Genomic DNA, 17,972 nt, shown 5'->3' with positions numbered 1-17,972 from the left:
ATTATAAAAACTTAGCCGCTAATCCAATCCTCGACATGAAGGATTGCCTGAAATGAGTGCATTTGGCCGTCGCCCCGGAGCTGCTGGACCGGGTAATCGCCCCGCGTTCGGTGTCGCGCGTCCGATGCAGGGCGGCGCGCGTCCGGCAACCGAAGCCGAATCGAATGCCGAACAGTTCCCGCCGGTCGCCGACATGCCGATGCCCGGCGAATCGGAAGCCCCCGCCACGCAGCAGGACGCGATGCAGCGCCTTGCCGAGCGTCAGTCCGCGTCCGCCGATTCGGGTAGCAGCCGAGTCGAGGGTTTCGAATCCTCGATTCACAAGATCAAGGAGCAGGTGCTTCCGCGCCTGCTCGAGCGCGTCGATCCCGAAGCCGCCGCCACGCTCAACAAGGACGAGCTGGCCGAGGAATTCCGCCCGATCATCGGCGAGGTGCTCGCCGAGCTGAAGCTGACACTCAACCGCCGCGAACAGTTCGCGCTCGAAAAGGTGCTGGTCGACGAGTTGCTCGGCCTCGGGCCGCTCGAAGAGCTGCTCAACGATCCGAACATCTCGGACATCATGGTCAACGGCCCCGACCAGACCTTCATCGAACGCAAGGGCAAGCTCGAGCTCGCGCAGATCCAGTTCCGCGACGAGGAACATCTGTTCCAGATCGCGCAGCGCATCTGCAACTCGGTCGGCCGCCGCGTCGATCAGACCACGCCGCTCGCCGACGCCCGCCTCAAGGACGGCAGCCGCGTCAACGTGATCGTGCCGCCGCTGAGCCTCAAGGGCACGGCGATCTCGATCCGTAAATTCTCCGACAAGCCGATCACGCTCGACATGATGGCGGGCTTCGGCTCGATGTCGGTCAAGATGGCGACCGCGCTGAAGATCGCCGGCGCATGCCGCTTCAACATCGTCATCTCGGGCGGTACGGGCTCGGGCAAGACGACGATGCTCAACGCCCTGTCGAAGATGATCGACCCCGGCGAACGCGTGCTGACGATCGAGGACGCGGCCGAACTCCGCCTGCAGCAGCCGCACTGGCTGCCGCTGGAAACGCGCCCGGCCAACCTCGAAGGCCAGGGCGAAATCAGCATCCGCGATCTGGTCAAGAACTCGCTGCGTATGCGCCCGGATCGCATCATCCTCGGCGAAATTCGTGGCAGCGAGTGTTTCGATCTGCTCGCCGCCATGAACACCGGCCATGACGGCTCGATGTGTACGCTCCACTCCAACTCCCCGCGCGAGTGCCTCGGGCGTATGGAGAACATGGTGATGATGGGCGACATCAAGATGCCCAAGGAAGCCATCAGCCGCCAGATCGCCGATTCGGTCGACATGGTCGTGCAGGTGAAGCGCCTCCGCGACGGTTCGCGCCGCGTGACCAACATCACCGAGGTGATCGGCATGGAAGGCCCGGTGATCGTCACGCAGGAGCTCTTCAAGTTCGAATATATGGACGAGAGCGCCGACGGTAAGATCCTGGGCGAGTATCGCTCGATGGGCCTGCGCCCCTACACGCTCGAAAAGGCGCGGCAGTTCGGGTTCGACCAAGCCTATCTGGAGGCCTGCCTCTAATCTCGCTATCGAGGGCGATGCTTTTCGCTCTGTTCCTGCTGCTCGCGGCACCCGGCACCCCTCCCGCCGCCGCGCCGCCTGTGCTCGCCGCCGATGCCGAAGGACGGTGGGTGCCGTTCGAACTGACATCGGCCAACCAGATTCGCTTCACCGCGCTGGTCAACGGCAGGCGGGTCGTCGCCATCCTGGACACCGGCGTCACCACGTCCGCCGTCTCGCGCCGCTTCGCCAACGCTGCGAAGCTCGTGATGCAGCCTGGCGGCGACGCGCTGACTGTCGGGGGCAGCGTCGCCGCGGGCTGGGCGGAAGCGGCATCGCTTGCCTTCGGCCCTGTCGCGCGCGGGGCGACGCGATTCGCCGTTGCCGATTTCGCCACCGCCGCGACAGGCGGAGCGCCAGTCGATCTGCTGATCGGTGCCGATCTCACGGCACCTTTCGCGCTCGATCTCGATTTCGACAACCGCCGCTTCCGCTTGTTGCGCTCCGGCCGCCTGCCCTTCGCCGGCGCGTCGTCGCGGTTGCGGATCGGAACCGACTGGCCGTTCTACGTTACCGAAGTTTCCATCGGAGACGACAAGATCGACCGGATCGTCATTGATACCGGCGACGGCACCGCGCTCACCCTCGCACAGGACGCCGCCGCGCGCCTGCCCGGCCTGGCACCCGCCACCTCGACGCTCGACTATTCGATCGCGGGCGCCACCGTCGCGGATCTGATCATGCTGCCCGAACTCCACAGCGGCACCACCGCCATCCGCGACGTCGAAATGCGGATCGAAAGCGCGGGCGGCTTTTCAACAAAGACGGGCATGTCCGGGCGAATCGGATCGGGTCTGCTGCGGGGGTATCGCGTGCTGCTCGATCCCGGTGCCGGGCGGATGGTGCTTGCCCCCGGCCGCACCGCCAACACGCCTGCGGTACGCTCGACCAGCGGGTTGCAGTTGGAGGCGCTGCCCGATCGCCTGCGCGTACTGCACGTCATGCGCGGTGGCCCGGCCGAAGCGGCGGGATGGCACGCGGGCGACACGATCTGCGCGGTCGATGGCATGCCCGTCGATGCGCGATACGCCGCCAGCGCCCGTGCGCGCTGGCCGATCGGAGCGGCCGGCCGCTCCGTCGATCTCAGCGATTGCAGCGGCACTTCGCATCCGCTCGTGCTGCGCAACTTCTACTGACGGCGCACGGCCGCCCCGTTAGTCGCCGAGCTTCTCGATCTTCTCGTTGAGGCGGCCGAGTTCGGCCTTCAGCGCGGCGATCTCGTCGTCCTTGCTGCTTGGCGTCGCGGCCGCAGCATCGGCGGGCTTCGCCGCACCCGGCTTGAACGCCTGCGTCGCCGCCTCGAACATAGCCATGTTCTGCTTGGCGAGCTCCGCGAAGGGCGAATTGGCGAACGCACCCTCGACCGCCGATTTGAACTGCAACTGGTTGCGGCGGAAGCTGTCCATCGACGCCTCCAGATAGCCCGGCACCATCGCCCCCATCGAATCGCCATACATCGAGATTAGCTGCCGCAGGAAGTTGACCGGCAGCATTGTCTCGCCGCGCGATTCCTCCTCCATGATGATCTGCGTCAGGATATTGTGGGTGATGTCTTCCTCGGACTTGGCGTCCACCACCTTGAAATCGCGGCCTTCGCGCGTCATCGCGGCGAGGTGCTCCAGCGTGATGTACGAAGAAGTCTCGGTGTTATAGAGACGGCGGTTCGCGTACTTCTTGATGATGGCAGGGCCATCGCCCGCATTGTGCTTCTTCATGCGATAAAGGCTCCGCCCCCCAGTGACTGACCCGCGTCTACCACCTTTCGATACCGCACCGCAACACGGTCCCCGCCCCTTGCCGCTGTTCCTTGAAATGCTGCAAAGCGAAACTGCGGAATCGCCGGATCGCCGCGCTGCGGCACTTGCAGGTCTGCGCGCCTTCCAGACTGCGCCACGCGGACGGATGCGGCGGCTCGGCCCGGTGCGCTTCCGCAAAGGGCGTGTCCGCATTCGCGACTATGGCGGGGATGGCCGGCCGGTGATCTTCGTGCCCTCCCTGATCAATTCCGCCCATATCCTCGACCTCGCGCCCGATGTGTCCTTGCTGCGCTGGCTGAGCGAAAAGGGCGTGCGTCCGCTACTGGTCGATTGGGGCAGTCCCGTGCCCTCCGACCGCGACCTCGACATAACCGCGCATGTCGAACAACTGCTGCTGCCTCTGATCGCGACCGTCACGGCACGGCTCGGCAGGCCGCCGGTGCTGGCGGGCTATTGCCTCGGCGGGACGATGGCGCTTGCCGCCGCCTGCGCCGCGCCGGTGGCGGGGCTGGCGATGATCGCAGCACCTTGGCATTTTGCCGGCTTTGGCCTGTCGCGCGCCGATATCGGCGCGTTGTGGCAAGCGGGCAAACCGGCGTGCGAGGCGATGGGCCTCGTGCCACTCGAACTTCTGCAGACCGGCTTCTGGAAGCTCGATCCCGCCCGCACGATCGCCAAATACGAAGCGTTCGCGCGCATGAAGCCGGCCAGTGCGGCATGGAAATCCTTCATAGCGCTGGAGGATTGGGCGAATACCGGTGCCCCCCTGCCCTATGCGGCCGGCCGGCAACTGATGGAGGAGTTCGTCGCCGAGGATACGCCGGGCCGCGGCGCGTGGAGGATCGGCCGGATCGCGGTCGATCCTGCACGGCTCGCCTGCCCCGCTATCGATTTCGTCTCGCGCCACGACAAGATCGTCCCCGCGGACAGCGCCGCCAACCTCCCCGATCGCCATGACCTGGCGGCCGGACACGTCGGCATGATCGTCGGCGGTTCGCGCCACGTGCAATTGTGGGAACCACTGGCACGGTGGCTGGCGGCGTTATGACGACCTGATTCGCCGAGACCTAGTGTGCGATGTTACTATACCAGTAAAAGATTATATCAGTCGAACCAGCAACGCGCGAACCGCGCGCCCAGCCCCGTCAGCAGCTCGTACTGCGACATGCCCGATGCCGCCGCCGCTTTCGGCAAGGCATAGTCGAGCGCGACCCAGTCGCCCTCTGCCAGCTCCGGCGCGGCATCGACCGCGATCGCGGTCAGATCCATCGACACGCGCCCTAGCACAGGCAGGCGCGCGCCGTCGTGCAGCGCAGCGCCCTTCCCGCCCGAAAAGCCACGCCAATAGCCGTCGGCATAACCGATATTGAGGATCGCCACCTCGACATCGCGATCGGCAATATAGGTCGCGTTATAGCCGATCGTGTCGCCCGCGCGCAGCACGCGCCGTTGCAGGATCTGCGCCTCGGGCGTCACCACCGGCCGGATCACGCCCGCCAATGCCGCGCATGGCACGCCGCCGTACAGCGCCAGCCCCGGCCGCGTCAGGTCGAAGGCATAGTCCGCACCCAGCGCGATCCCGGCCGAATTGGCGAGGCTCATCCGCGCCGCGCCGGTCCGTCCGGCGAGGCTTGCGAAGGCATCGCGCTGGCGGCGGTTCATCGGGCTGTCTTCTTCCGCGCAGGCGAGGTGACTCATCAGCGTACCGATCTCCAATCCGTCGAGCACGCCCTCGCCCACCGCCTCCGCCGACAGGCCGAGCCGGTTCATGCCGGTGTCGATCATCACGTCGCAGCGCCCGCCGCCCGCCGCCCGCCAGCGCGCGACCTGCGCGGGCGTGCTGAGCACCGGCCAGCCGATCCCGGCCTTCGCCGCCGCGACATCCTCCTCGCGTACCCCGTGCAGCACCGCGACCGGCAGACCGAGCGGCGCCAGTGCGTCAGCCTCGGCCCAGCTCGACACGAAGACGTCGCGGCACCCCGCGTCCGCGAGCCGCCGTGCGACCTCGATCGCGCCCAGCCCATAGCCATCGGCCTTCACCGCCGCGCCGCACGCGGCGGCCCCGCTCAGCTTCGCCAGCGCGCGCCAATTGGCGACAAGAGCGGCGGTATCGAGGCGCAGGCGGTGCGGGGCAATCATGCCGCCAGCGGTTAGCCGCCCCGCCCGCCCGGCGCTAGTGCGGCCTATTTCGTGCCCAGCAACGCCGCGAACCGCTCCGCCGGGCAGAGCGTGACCGGCTTGGGCGTGCCGCAACCCGCGATCGTCATCGGCTGCTCGAACGTCCCCGCCCCGCCGGCACGCAGGCGACCGAGCGGCTGCGCACGATATTTCACCCGCACGAAGGCCGCGCCCTTCGCATCGCGCACCCGCTCGATCACGATCGCGCCGCCGGGCGCGGGATCGTCCTCGGCGAAGCCAGGCACGTGCCAGTGCCCGCCGATCAGCCCGCCGAAATTGGCGATCTGCGTGTCGTGCGCGGAAATCATGGTCACGAGCGCGCCGTCCGCAGCATTGAGCGCAGCATCGATCTTGCGGTTGAGCAGCGCCATGTTCGCCCGCGCCACTGGCAGCGGCCGCGCGAGCAGGCGAAATTCGAGCGCGTGGAACTCCGACAGCGCGGTCACGTCGGCGGCGCTCGCGCGGCCCCAGCCGATCTCCGACAGCGGCTTGCCGTCGGCATATTCGAGCAGCAGGATCTGCGCGGCCGTCGATGCCGTATCGAGCGCACCGTCGATCTTCGGCCGACTAGTAGGCGTCGCCGGGACGAGAGTCGTTGGCTCCCCGCTCACGCCGCAACCGGCGCGCGGCTTCCCGCACAGGATCGTGTCGAGCCGCTTCAGCAGCGGCGCATATTTCCGGTCGGCGGCGGCAAGTCCACCCGGCCCGATCGCCGCCTTCACCGCAGCATTTGCGGCATCCGCATCGATCGTCGCGCCATTGCCGAGCGGCCCGAACAAGGGATCGTCCTCGCCCTGCGGCTTCTGCTCACGCGAAGCGGCGCAGCCCGGCGCGACGCCCTTCAGCCAGGCGTCGGCGGTGGCGATGGTGCGCTGGTCGCTATCGGCGATGATCGCGATCGTCCCCGGTTTCGGGCATCCGCCGACCGCCAGCAGGCCGCTGCGCGTCAGCCCGGCACGGTCCGCCACGCCGAGCGCCGTCACCGCGTCCGCGCCATGCGGCGTCAGATATCCTGGTGCGACCGGCCACTCCGGCCAACGCTCGGGCGTCACGCGCGCCGGCATGGCCGGCGCCTTGGTCGGCGGGCGCACGCCGTGCCGCATCAGCAGCACGACGCGCTCCACCGTCAGTTTCGGCGGCGCGGGCGGTTGCGCGTCCGCGGCCCCCGCCAGCAGCACCGCCGCGATCAGACCCGAACGCCACATCGCGCTTGCTCCCTTAGAAATGCACCTGCACACCGCCACGCAGCGAATAGCTGTAGCGCTCGCGCTCGACCAGTTGATCCTTGTTGCCGATGAAGCGCCGCCACGGCGCATCGGTCAGGTTGGTGGCGTCGCCGAACACCGTCACCTGCGGCAAAATCTGGTAGCTGGCATGGAGGTCGAGCTGGCCGTTGTCGTCGGTATATTGGTCGGTCGCCGCGCTCGTGCCGAGCAGATCGAGATATTTCGAACGATAGCTGTAGGCGACGCGCAACGCGAAGCCGTACTTCTCGTAGAACACCTGCGCGGTGCCGCTGTCGCGCGACTGGAAAGCGAGCGGCAGATTGCCCGCGCGGATGCCCGGCGCATTGGCATGGCCCGAGACGTGGGTGTAGTTCACCGACACGCCGAACCCGCCGAAGAAGCCTGGCAGCTGCGTGAACTGATATTGCGCGTTGAACTCGACGCCGGTCAGCGTCTCGTCCTGCGCATTGATCGACTGCGTGACGCTGGCATTGGTGTAGGCCACGTTGCCGAACGTGCCGTTCACCCCGAGCGTCTGGGAAATGTAGATCGGGTTGTCGATCTGCTTCCAGAACACGCCTGCCGAAAACACCGCTTCCGGCGTCGGATAATATTCGATCGATGCGTCGAGGTTGACCGCCTTGTACGGTTTCAGCGCCGGGTTGCCGATCGTGATGAGCGGCGTCGCCGGGGTGCTGGTATCCGTAATCACGTACGGCGCGAGATCGGGATAATTCGGCCGGCCGATCGCGGTCGTCACGGCACCGCGCAGCAGCAGCTCGCGGCTGAACTCGTATTTCGCGTTCAGGCCCGGAAACACGTCGGTGTAGCTCTTCTCGCCGAAGCTGTTGAAGTCGGTCGCGGTGGTCGAGCTGCCGTTGACGATCTTCGCCTTGGTCTTGTCCTGCGTATGCTCGACGCGGATGCCGGGGATCAGCGTCAGCCCGCCGAACTTGAGCGTCGCCATCGCGTAGCCCGAGACGATGCTCTCGCGCACGTCATAGTCGCTCGCCAGCGTGTCGGAGATCGTGCTGGCGGTGGTGATCGAAGCGACGCCGGGATTCGCGGCGAGATAAGCGCGCGCCTTATCGTAGTCTATGCGCGGCCCGAAGGTATAGCGGCCGTCATAGAAATTGGTGTCGGACACGTAGCTGACCGACGGCAACTGGAAGCTCGCCGACCCGGCCGCGCCAGAGACCGTGCCGTAATTCACGCGGTCCTGATTGTTGGTCTTGTGCCGGTCGAGATACTTGCCGCCGATCTTGATGCTCGAACCGTCGCCGATCGCGATCGGGTGGGTGTAGTCGGCGCGAAACTGCCAGAGATCCTCCGCCGCCTGCCGCGTCTCGATGTTCAGCGAGTTGAAGATGTATTTGGTGAGGTCGCTGCCGACGAACGGATTGAAGATATAGGGCTGGTCCGTGGTCAGATCATAGCTACCGGCGACGGCGTTGTTGCCCGTGCGGAAACGGAATTCGGAACGCAGCGGATCGAGCTTCACCGCCCGCGTCCAGCCGCCCGACGCTTCGAGCCGCCCGCCCAACAGATCGGTATCGACGCCCGCCGTCACCGACTTCGTGTTGTCGTCCTCCTGCCGCCGGCGGATCAGCACCGCGCCGCGCCCGGTGAAGGTGCCGGTCGCCGCGCCGGTGAAGGTGATCGCGTCGAGCCGGTTCTGGTCGCGATACTCGTTGTCGGTGAACTTCGAATAGCTCGAGCGGATATAGACCTTGGTGTGGTCGTTCGGCCGCCAATCGAAATTGCCGACGATGCCGAGCCGGGTGCGTACGAGGTTATAGTCGCGCAGGCCGCCCTGGTCGGGCCGGGCCACGCCGCCCACGACGGTATAGGCCGTGGTCGCCTGGAAATTCTCGGACTCGATCGGGCGGCGCGAGTAATTGGCCGAGATCACCGCGCCGAACTGATCCTCCGCGCCGAAACGGCCACCGATCTGGCCGTCGATCTCCCAGGGCGTCTTGCCGTTGAGGTTCGAATAGCCCGCCGACGCGCGCGCATCGAGGAAAAGGCGCTGCTTCCGGTCGAACGCGGTCAGCGTGTTGATGTTGACCTCGCCGCCGATCGCATTGGCGTCCTGGCTGGCGAGCAGGGATTTCGAGACGACGACCGACTGGATCATCGCCGAGGGCAGATCGTCGAGCTTGACCTGACGGCCGCTCGGCTCGGGCGCGGGCAGCGTCTGGCCGTTGAGCGTGACGTTGATGAGATTGGGATCGATGCCGCGAATGATGACGTAGCGGCCCTCGCCCTGATCGTTGGCGACCGTCAGGCCCGGCAGGCGCCGCACCGCTTCCGCGACGTTCTGGTCGGGCAGCTTGCCGACATCGTTGGCATAGAGCGCCTCGACGGTGTTGTCGGCGGTGTGCTTCTCGTTGACCGCCTTGCGCTGGCCCATGCGCGTGCCGGTCACGACGACATCGGTGGACGCGGGTTCCTCGACAGCCGGCGCATCAGCCTGCGCGAACGCCGGAACGGTCGAGAACAGCATACCCGCGGCCAGCGCACAGGTCGCGGCACGCGCCAGCAGCGCGGTTGTCGTCGCTCGCATTGAAAACCCCCAATCTTCGTGAACAGGGGTCGCGCTAGGCGCGGATTGCGACATTTCGGTTGCGCGAGCGTTACGACAGCGTGTCACCGGAAATATTACGTTACACTTGGGCGCGCCGCGTCCGCCCGCGCATTAACCTCTCCTCAACCCATTAAATTTACCCCTGGTTCAGCATAATCCGGGGGACTTTCATGCAATTCGAAGTGCGCGCCTATGAACTGGAGACGCTGCTCGACCGGCTTCCGGCGGGCGTCGAAGTGCTGTCGCTCGACTGTTTCGACACGATCATCTGGCGCACCACGCATGCGCCGATCGACGTTTTCGCCGGCCTCGAATTGCCCGGCAGCGCGATGGACGCGCGCATCATGGCCGAGTCGGCCGCCCGCCGCCACGCCTTCCTCAATGACGGCGCGAAGGAAATCGGCCTCGCCGACGTCTACCGCTATCTCTACCCCGCCGCCGACGATGCGACGCGCGCCGATGCGATCGCGCACGAGCTCGCGCTGGAGGCCCGCCACGCGGTCGCCTTCGCCCCCGCCGTCCGCCTGATCGAGGCCGCGCGCCGCCGCGGTCTGCGCGTTGTCATCGTCTCCGATATGTACCTCACCGAGGAACAGCTCCGCGCGCATATCGCCGCCGCCGCCGGTCCCGAGCTGCTGGCGCAGATCGAACACGTCTTCGTCTCCTCCGCCTACGGCAAGGGCAAGTGCGACGGGCTGTTCGACCATGTCCTCGAAACCCTCGGTATCGCGCCGGACAAGATCCTGCACGTCGGCGACAACCGTTCGGCCGATTATGTCTCCGCCGCGAAGCACGGCCTCCACGCCGTCCATCTCAAGCAGTTCGATCAGGAGAGCGAGCAGCGCCTCCGCCTTGAGGCGACCGCCGCGACCCTGCTCGGCTCGGATCAGGGTGGGCGCATCTTCTGCCAGCCGCACCGCGCGCAGGTTGCGCTGCGCCGCCCGTCCGATGCCGCGTCCGCGCTCGGCCATGACGTGATCGGCCCGGTCATGCACAGCTTCGCGCTATGGCTGAAGGGCGAGCTCGACGAGGCTTCCGCCCGCCTCGGACGCACCGTCAAGCCGCTGTTCGTGATGCGCGACGGCCACCTGCCCTTCCGCGTGTTCGACGCGATGTTTCCCGAGGCGCAAGCCGCGAAGGTCGAACTCAGCCGCTTCGTCGCCTTCCGCGCGTCGATCAAGGATGCCGAGACGCTCGATTTCTACATGGCCGACTGGGCGCACCGTCTGCCGATCGCGATGATCGCGCGCCAGCTCATGCTGTTCGAGCATGAATGGGCGAAGCTCGTGAAGGGCGGCACCGCCGAGGAACAGCGCCTGCGTTTCGTCCGCGCTGTGCGCTCGCGCGACATGCAGGCCAAGATCATCAAGCGCTGCCGCGCCTTCACAGACAAGCTGGTGAAGCACCTCGCCACTGCCGGCGTGGCGGACGGCGACGCGGTGATGCTGGTCGATATCGGCTATAACGGCACCGTCCAGAACGTGCTGACGCCGGTGCTGCGCGAGCGGCTGAATCTCGATGTCTCGGGCCGCTACCTGTTCCTGCGCGAAGGCCAGATCACCGGGCTCGACAAGCGCGGCATGATCGACGGGCGCAACTACGATTTCCGCGCGATCCACGCCATGTCGACCGCTGTCGTGGTAATCGAACAGCTCTGCAACGTGGCCCAGGGCTCGACCATCGACTTTACCGCCGACGGCGCTCCGGTGCGCGAGACGATCGACGCGAAGGGCGCCAACAGCGCCACGCGCGACGCCGTGCAAACCGCGTGCCTGACCTATGTTCATGAGGCCGGTATCGGCATGCTGCGCGTGCCCGGGGCCGTCACGCTCGATGCGCGCTGCCGCGCCGCCGCCGCGTCGCTCGCGCGCCTGTTCTTCCTGCCCAACGCGGCCGAGGTCGATCTGTTCGCGAACTTCGATTTCGACATGAACATGGGCTCGGCCGCGAGCGCGCGGCTGGTCGATCAGGACAAGACCGACGAGGCGCTGCGCCGCTACGGTCTCGGCTTCGGTGCGGATCGCGAACAGACCAGCTTTCTCTCCGCCGAACTTCAGCGGCTCGGCCTGCCGACCGGCCTCGGCATGTTCGCCGCAACGCGCTTCGGCCTCGACCTGCGCGTCAGCGATTATCAGAGCGGCGGCATCGACGTGCCCGTCCTGACGATGACCGCGACCGGCCATGTCGGCAGCACCGAGAGCGCGTGGCAGACGATCGACGGCTATCACCGTCTGCAGATCCCCATCCCGTCGCAGCGCGCGAGCATCGGCATCCAGTTGGGCCAGATCTGCGAATGGGTGCAGGTCGATCACCTCGAAGTCACGCCGATCGCCGATCTCGCGAGCGACGCCGATCAGCGCCGCACCGTTACGGTGAACGCGATCGCCGACGGCATGGAGGAAATGTCCGCCGGTCTCTACCGCGCCGCGCCCGCCGGCCTGCTGTTCGTGCCGCCGACCGCCTTCGCCGAGCCGGTGCTGCTGTCGCTGGTGTTCCGCCCGATCAAGCGGCGCGGGGAAATCGTCGAGCTGCGCGCCGCCGCCTAGATCTTGGCGGAGTAGATCATCCGGCCCTGACCGAGCCGGGCGAACACCTGCTCTAGGTCGCGCTCGCCGACCGCGAAACACCCCTGGCTGCGCCCGAGCTGACCGTGGGTGCGCAGCATATCGGGGTTGGCATACCAGGCCGCATGGACGACCAGCGCGCGCGACAGGGCATTGCTGTTGGTCGGATCGAGCCCGATCAGTCGCTGCGACTTGCCATGCTTGCCGATGTAATAATCCGACGCGAGGAAGGCGCCTTCGCTCGATGCGTTGGAGCCCTGCGCGTTCGAAAAGCGTTGCAGAAAGCCGGTATGCGCCGGATCGCTGCCGCTGCCATGCGCGACCAGCAGCGTCGTCGCCATCCCGCTCGCCATGTCGATCAGGAAGAAGCGCGGCCGCGCGGACGATAGCGCGAAGTCGGCGATGGCGATGCGATCATGCCGCGGAATCCGCCCGCCATGCCGCTGCAGCGCAGCCAGTGCCGCCCGCAACAATTCCGGCCGCACCACCCTGCTCGATGCCAGCGGCTGCACCGTGGCGGGCGCGGTCGCCGCGCGCACCGGCGGCGGCACGGTCGCGACCGCGGCGAGCGCGAGCCCGGCCTTAGCAAAAGAGCGTCGCGACAGCGTGATGTCCCCGTGGTCCATATCCGAATCGATACCCCGTAAAAACGTGCAGAGTCGTTCTAGCGTCCGACGATGAGCGGCTCCTGACCGAAACCGCATCGGTTCCGTGCCGGTCGGGCGCTTGTCCGGCGCCTGGCTCGCTCTATCGCAACGGCTGCGCCCATGCCGATTATCGGATCGAAAATCAAGGCTTTGCGTTCATCACCTCAGACAAGGGCCGGATTCCTGCCACGGCGCGATCCGGCAATGAACGTCGAAAGGTACGCACATGGCTTCGCTGCTGTTGCGCCGTGGCGGATGCGCCGCGGCGGCCATTCTCCTGTCGTCTCTCCCGTTCGCGGCGCACGCCCGCAATGCGGAGCCGACCGCCGAGGCCGTCGCGATGCTGAGCGCGGGCGATTTCGTCTGGAACGCCGCCCACACCATTCCGGCCAAGCCTGCCGCCATGCGCATCGTCATCAGCATCGCCGATCAGAAGCTCTACCTCTATCAGGGCGCGACATTGCTCGCCGTCTCCGCGGTTTCGACCGGCAAGCCCGGCCACGACACCCCGACCGGCGATTTCAAGATCCTGCAGAAGCAGGTCGATCACAAATCCAGCCTCTATGACGATGCGCCGATGCCCTACATGCAGCGGCTCACCTGGGACGGGGTTGCGATCCACGCCGGACGCGATCCCGGCTTCGCCGACTCTCACGGCTGCGTGCGCGTGCCGCTGGCCTTCGCGAAGAAGCTGTTCGCCGTCACCCGGATCGGGGCGCGGGTTTCCGTCGTCGATGAAAGTCTCGCAACCGAGCCCGATCCGCAGATGCCGGATGATCCGCTGGCGCTCGGGCTGGAGGCGCCCGCTCCCGAGGATATTTCGGCCCTGCAACCCTAAACCGTTCGGGCGCGCGCCCGCCGTCTACGCAGAACGACGCCTGTCCACTCTCCTCAAATGCAACATTTTGTTGCTGGATCGACAATTTTCGCACTGCACGCGGCATTGCTATTGATAATGCTTCGCAAATGCCTCAAGGGCGGCCCCGCATAAAAAGGGACCGTTCATGAAGCACTATTTCCTCACCGCCACCATGCTGAGCGCAGCCGTTTTCGCGAGCCCCGCGATCGCCGCGCCGCTGCCGGAAACGGCCCCGGCTGATGCAGCGGCGGCCGCCGCCGACGACCAGTCGGGCGACGACGACAATGTCGTGACCGTCACCGGCGCGCGCCCGCGCACGGAATCCGCCGCCGGCACCAAGATGGCCGCCCCCCTCGCCGAAACGCCGCAGTCGATCAGCGTGATCAGCTCGGCCGATCTCGCCAACCTCGGCCTCGCCAATCTCAACCAGGCGCTGCGCTTCGTGGCCGGCGTCACCACCGAACAGCGCGGTTCGAGCGCCGAGCTCTACGATCAGTTCAAGCTGCGCGGCTTCAACGCGCCGCAGTTCCTCGATGGGCTGAGGATCACCGGCGGCGCGAGCTATCTGACGCCGCAGGTCGATGTGTCGCGCATCGAGCGGATCGAGGTCGTGAAGGGTCCGGCCTCGGTGCTTTATGGCCAGTCGGGTCCGGGCGGTCTCGTCGCCATCTCCAGCAAATTGCCGCTCGATGAGGATTTCTACGGAGCGGTCTCGGCCACCTACGGCACCTACAATCTCTACCGCGTCGATGCCGATGTCGGCGGCCGCGCGGGGGACTCGATCCGCTGGCGCGTCTATGGCAGCGTCAACGGCGCGCATACGCAGCAGACCTTCAGTGGTCGCGAGCGCCAGACGATCTCGGGCGCCGTCACCTTCGATCTCGATCACGCGACGCAACTGACGCTGCTCGGCGCCTATTCGCACGATCCGCAGAACGGCAGCTACGGCGTGTTTCCGGCATCGGGCACCTTCATCGCCAACCCCAACGGCCAGATCCCGACTGACCGCGACTTCGGCGAGCCCGACAATTTCTACATGCGCGATCAGGCGGCGGGCACGTACATCCTGACGCACCAGCTCAATCCCGACTGGAGCATCCGCGCATCGGGCCGCTACCAGCACGGCACCTCGCGCCTCGGCATCATCTATGCCGCCGGTCCGCTCGCGCCTGCGGCCAGCAACCCCGCTTCCACTCTCTTCAACCGCGCCTCCTATTCGACGCGCGAACGCGCCGACGCCTGGGTGTTCGACAATCAGGTTCGCGGCAGCTTCAAGACCGGCGACATCAAGCACGACGTACTGTTCGGCGTGGATTACCAGACCAGCAACGCCAGCGCGACGAGTGCGTTCGGCACCGCGACGCCGCTCAACGGCTATGCGCCGGTCTACGGTACGATGGTCGTGCCGCAGCAGCCCGAACAGGTGACGGGCGCGACCGCGACTACCGCGTTGCCGCGCTTCCATCAGGCCGGCATCTACGCGCAGGACATGATCTCGGCGGGCGGCCTGCGCCTGCTGCTCAGCGCGCGCCAGGATTGGGCGAGCAACCGCTCGAGCCCGACCGTCGCTGCGGTCAGTTCGGAGGCGTTCACCTACCGCGTCGGCCTGCTCTACACGACCTCGTTCGGCCTCGCGCCCTATGCCAGCTATTCGACCTCGTTCGAGCCCAACGGCACCTACCGCGCCGTGCTCAACGGCCCGCTGATCGTCGCCAAGCCGAGCAGCGGTCGCCAGATCGAGGGCGGTGTGAAATTCAGCGTGCCGGGCACCAAGGTGCTGATCACCGGTGCCTATTTCCAGATCGACCAGAGCAACCTCGTGGTATCCAATCCCGTCACCAATATCTCGACGCAGGGCGGCGTGTTCCGCTCGGAAGGCTTCGAGATCGAGGCCAATGCGCCGCTGCCCTACGGCTTCAACGCGCGCGTCGCCTATAGCCGCCAGAAGGTGCAGAAGATCGCCGACGACAATCCGGCCAACATCGGCGTCGGCATTCTCGGCGTCGGGCGCGGCGGCGTTTCCGCCAACCTCGAATGGGCACCGCGCGACGGCGGGCTGAAGGGCTTCGCGATCGGCGGCGCGGTGCGTCACGTCGACAGCATCTATGCCAGCACGGTCACGCGCATCAGCACGCCGGGCTTCACGGTGTTCGACGGTCTGCTGCGCTACGATCTCGGCGGCCTGTCGGACCGTCTGCGGGGCCTGTCGCTGGGGATCAACGCGCAGAACATCCTCGACAAGAAATATGTCACCACCTGCTATCTCGATTTCCAATGGTGCTGGTACGGCAACCGCCGCACCGTGCAGGGCACGATCGGCTGGAAGTTCTGAGCAATGACGCATCGCCTCGCCATCTCCCGGACGATATCGTGAGCCGCACGGTGGCGGGGCGACGCGATGCGTGGCTGCGGCGCGGCGACAATGCGCTGCGCATCCTTGTCGCCATGCCGGGCGGCTATGCCGTCGCGAGCCTGTGGGCGATGGCGCTCGCCCGCATCCTGCCCGGCGGGCCCGCCAATGCGACGATCGCGGCGACGCTCGTCGCCTTCGCGATCTGCGCCGTCACCGCGATGTGGGCGTTCGCCGCGCGCAGCGGCTGGCGCGCGTTCTGGACAATGCTGCTGGCGGGCGCGGCGGCGGGCGCGATCACCGCAATCTCGATTCAGTTGACCGGACGGATATGAGCAAGAGTTTCCGCCAGAGCCAGGCGACGCTTCACACCTGGTCGGGCCTGCTGGTCGGCTGGGTGCTGTTCATCGTCTTCGTCTCGGGCACGACGGCCTATTGGCGCGAGGCGCTCAACCGCTGGGCGCAACCCGAACTGCCGCGCGTCGAGGATCCGGCGCGCGTCGTGCGCGGCTCGCAGGCGTTCCTCGCGAAGAAAGCGCCGGACGCAAAGACGTGGTTCATCACCGCCCCCAGTGACCGCTCGGCGGCGGGCAGCGTGTTCTGGGTGCCCGCCAAGGGCGGCGGACGCGGCCACGGTCGCCGCGACACATCCGCGACGATCGACGCCGAGGGCCAGCCGGTGACGGCGCGGGCGACGCGCGGCGGCGACTTCTTCTACCGCTTCCATTTCGACCTGTTCTACATGCCGGTGATCTGGGCGCGCTGGATCGTCAGCATCTGCGCGATGTTCATGCTCGTCGCGATCCTCAGCGGCATCGTCACGCACAAGAAGATCTTCCGCGATTTCTTCACCTTCCGTGGCGGCAAGGGACAGCGCTCGTGGCTCGACGGGCACAATGCCGTCGCCGTCCTCGGCCTGCCCTTCCACCTGATGATCACCTACACCGGTCTCGTCACGCTGATGGCGATGCTGATGCCGTGGGCGGTGGTCGCCAATTACGCCAAGCCCGGTGCGTTCTTCGATCTCACCTTCCCGCAGGCCCCGCCCGCCGAGCGCGCCGACCGGCCGGCACCGCTCGTCGATATCGCCAGCCTGTGGCGCGACGGCGCGCGGCGGCTGGGCACGCCCGTTGATTTCATCGCGGTGACGAACCCCGGCGATGCCGCCGCGCGCGTCACCATGTCGGCGAGCAACCGCGCAATGCTGTCAAGTTACACGCCGTCGATCACCTATGACGGCGTCACCGGCAAAGTGATCTGGGCCTCACCGCCGAGCGGTGGCGCACAGGTGACGGCGGGCGCGATGATCGGCCTGCACGCGGGCCGCTTCGGCGACTACCCGATGCGCTGGCTCTATTTCCTCTGCGGGATCGGTGGGTCGCTGATGGTGGCGAGCGGGCTCGTACTGTGGACCGTCAAGCGCCGCGAGAAATTGCCCGATCCCGAGCGCCCGCATTTCGGCTTTCATTTGGTCGAGCGGCTCAACGTCGGCGTCGTCGGCGGCTACCCGCTGGCGATCGCGGGGTTCCTGTGGGCCAATCGCCTGCTGCCCGTCGGCCTGGCCGACCGCGCCAATGCCGAGGTCAACACGATGTTCGCGCTGTGGGGCGCGGTGCTGCTGTTCGCCTTTGTCCGCAAGCCGGTGCGCGCCTGGGCGGAACTGCTCGGGCTGACGGGCGCGCTGCTCGTCGCGCTGCCGGTGTTCGACATGATCGCGACGCCCAAGGGCCTGCCCGCGACGATCGCCGCCGGCGACTGGGTGCTGGCCGCAGCCGACCTGACGCTGCTCGCGCTGGGCTTGTGCTTCGGCTGGGCGGCGAACCGCGTGCGCCGCCACCGCCCCTATGTGCGTCGCGCGCGCGACGCCGAGCGCGTGGCGATGACGGTATGATAACGCTCTGCCTGATCGTGGCGGTCGCCGCCTTTGCCTGCTTCGCGCTGGCGACCGACCCGCATCATCGCAAGCGCATCGGTGGCCCGTGCCCGAAGCCGCGCGTAAAGGCGTTGCGCGCGGCCGCCTGGGGCCTGCTCGGCATCGGTTTCGTGCTGGCGATGCTCGCCTGGGGCCCGGTGTTCGGCGCGATCGGCTGGGCCGGGGCGATCATGGCCGGGGCCGCCGCGACCTTCCTGTTCCTCAATTTCGGGCCAGCCTGGAAAATCGGGCCACACTGAGGCACGCTCGGTCCGCGCCGGCTGGC

14 protein-coding genes are annotated in these 17,972 nt (G+C 67.0%); 9 read left to right on the top strand and 5 right to left on the bottom strand.

What is annotated here, in order from left to right:
- Positions 1-52: 52 nt before the first annotated feature.
- Together Q5H94_RS00795 and Q5H94_RS00790 are read left to right on the top strand one after the other, a co-directional pair.
- On the top strand, positions 53-1,567 hold the full coding sequence (locus tag Q5H94_RS00795) for a CpaF family protein (RefSeq protein ID WP_304559134.1): 1,515 nt from the start codon (positions 53-55) through the stop codon (positions 1,565-1,567).
- Between the two features lie 17 nt (positions 1,568-1,584).
- Entirely contained in the window at positions 1,585-2,742 is a 1,158-nt protein-coding gene (locus Q5H94_RS00790; protein WP_304559132.1) for a retropepsin-like aspartic protease, read from the top strand.
- 18 nt (positions 2,743-2,760) lie between these two features.
- Here the strand turns inward: Q5H94_RS00790 and phaR are convergent, their stop codons facing one another.
- Positions 2,761-3,321, bottom strand: a complete 561-nt coding sequence (gene phaR, locus Q5H94_RS00785) for a polyhydroxyalkanoate synthesis repressor PhaR (RefSeq protein ID WP_304559130.1) — start codon at positions 3,319-3,321, stop codon at positions 2,761-2,763.
- Positions 3,322-3,418: 97 nt separating this feature from the next.
- On the opposite strand from phaR, the gene Q5H94_RS00780 reads away from it, so the two are divergent.
- Positions 3,419-4,411: an alpha/beta fold hydrolase gene (locus Q5H94_RS00780; RefSeq protein ID WP_304559128.1), complete on the top strand. Its 993-nt coding sequence runs from the start codon at positions 3,419-3,421 to the stop codon at positions 4,409-4,411.
- Positions 4,412-4,467: 56 nt separating this feature from the next.
- On the opposite strand, the gene alr is transcribed toward Q5H94_RS00780, so the two are convergent.
- Genes alr through Q5H94_RS00765 form a run of 3 tightly spaced genes read right to left on the bottom strand, consistent with a single transcriptional unit; the run spans position 4,468 to position 9,333 of the window.
- Positions 4,468-5,502: an alanine racemase gene (gene alr, locus Q5H94_RS00775; RefSeq protein ID WP_304559126.1), complete on the bottom strand. Its 1,035-nt coding sequence runs from the start codon at positions 5,500-5,502 to the stop codon at positions 4,468-4,470.
- Positions 5,503-5,546: 44 nt separating this feature from the next.
- Positions 5,547-6,746 carry a histidine-type phosphatase gene (locus Q5H94_RS00770; protein ID WP_304559124.1) on the bottom strand — a complete coding sequence of 400 codons (1,200 nt, stop codon included), beginning with the start codon at positions 6,744-6,746 and terminating at the stop codon, positions 5,547-5,549.
- Between the two features lie 13 nt (positions 6,747-6,759).
- Positions 6,760-9,333: a TonB-dependent receptor gene (locus Q5H94_RS00765; protein WP_304559122.1), complete on the bottom strand. Its 2,574-nt coding sequence runs from the start codon at positions 9,331-9,333 to the stop codon at positions 6,760-6,762.
- Positions 9,334-9,524: 191 nt separating this feature from the next.
- Between Q5H94_RS00765 and Q5H94_RS00760 the strand changes: the two genes are divergently transcribed.
- Positions 9,525-11,900 (top strand): HAD family hydrolase, encoded by a 2,376-nt coding sequence (locus Q5H94_RS00760; RefSeq protein ID WP_304559120.1) that lies wholly within the window; start codon positions 9,525-9,527, stop codon positions 11,898-11,900.
- Here the strand turns inward: Q5H94_RS00760 and Q5H94_RS00755 are convergent.
- Positions 11,897-12,544, bottom strand: a complete 648-nt coding sequence (locus Q5H94_RS00755; RefSeq protein ID WP_304559118.1) for a murein L,D-transpeptidase catalytic domain family protein — start codon at positions 12,542-12,544, stop codon at positions 11,897-11,899. The genes Q5H94_RS00760 and Q5H94_RS00755 overlap by 4 nt on opposite strands.
- A 247-nt stretch (positions 12,545-12,791) precedes the next feature.
- On the opposite strand from Q5H94_RS00755, the gene Q5H94_RS00750 reads away from it, so the two are divergent.
- The 5 genes from Q5H94_RS00750 to Q5H94_RS00730 all read left to right on the top strand — a co-directional run bounded on the left by Q5H94_RS00750 (position 12,792) and on the right by Q5H94_RS00730 (position 17,946).
- On the top strand, positions 12,792-13,403 hold the full coding sequence (locus tag Q5H94_RS00750) for a L,D-transpeptidase family protein (protein WP_304559116.1): 612 nt from the start codon (positions 12,792-12,794) through the stop codon (positions 13,401-13,403).
- 166 nt (positions 13,404-13,569) lie between these two features.
- Positions 13,570-15,756, top strand: coding sequence for a TonB-dependent siderophore receptor (locus tag Q5H94_RS00745; RefSeq protein WP_304559114.1), 2,187 nt, complete (start codon positions 13,570-13,572; stop codon positions 15,754-15,756).
- A 38-nt stretch (positions 15,757-15,794) separates the two neighbouring features.
- Positions 15,795-16,109 carry a hypothetical protein gene (locus tag Q5H94_RS00740; protein ID WP_304559112.1) on the top strand — a complete coding sequence of 105 codons (315 nt, stop codon included), beginning with the start codon at positions 15,795-15,797 and terminating at the stop codon, positions 16,107-16,109.
- A complete protein-coding gene (locus Q5H94_RS00735) occupies positions 16,106-17,665 on the top strand; it encodes a PepSY-associated TM helix domain-containing protein (RefSeq protein ID WP_304559110.1) in 1,560 nt (519 codons plus the stop codon). Before Q5H94_RS00740 ends, Q5H94_RS00735 begins: the two co-directional genes overlap by 4 nt.
- Positions 17,662-17,946, top strand: a complete 285-nt coding sequence (locus tag Q5H94_RS00730; protein ID WP_304559108.1) for a DUF3325 family protein — start codon at positions 17,662-17,664, stop codon at positions 17,944-17,946. Before Q5H94_RS00735 ends, Q5H94_RS00730 begins: the two co-directional genes overlap by 4 nt.
- The last annotated feature ends 26 nt before the right edge of the window (positions 17,947-17,972 follow it).

The sequence above is a fragment of the Sphingomonas immobilis genome (assembly GCF_030580995.1).
Taxonomy (GTDB): Bacteria; Pseudomonadota; Alphaproteobacteria; order Sphingomonadales; family Sphingomonadaceae; genus Sphingomonas; species Sphingomonas immobilis.
The sequence above is the reverse complement of the archived record's forward strand: the minus strand, read 5'-3'. Positions and strand labels throughout refer to the sequence as shown.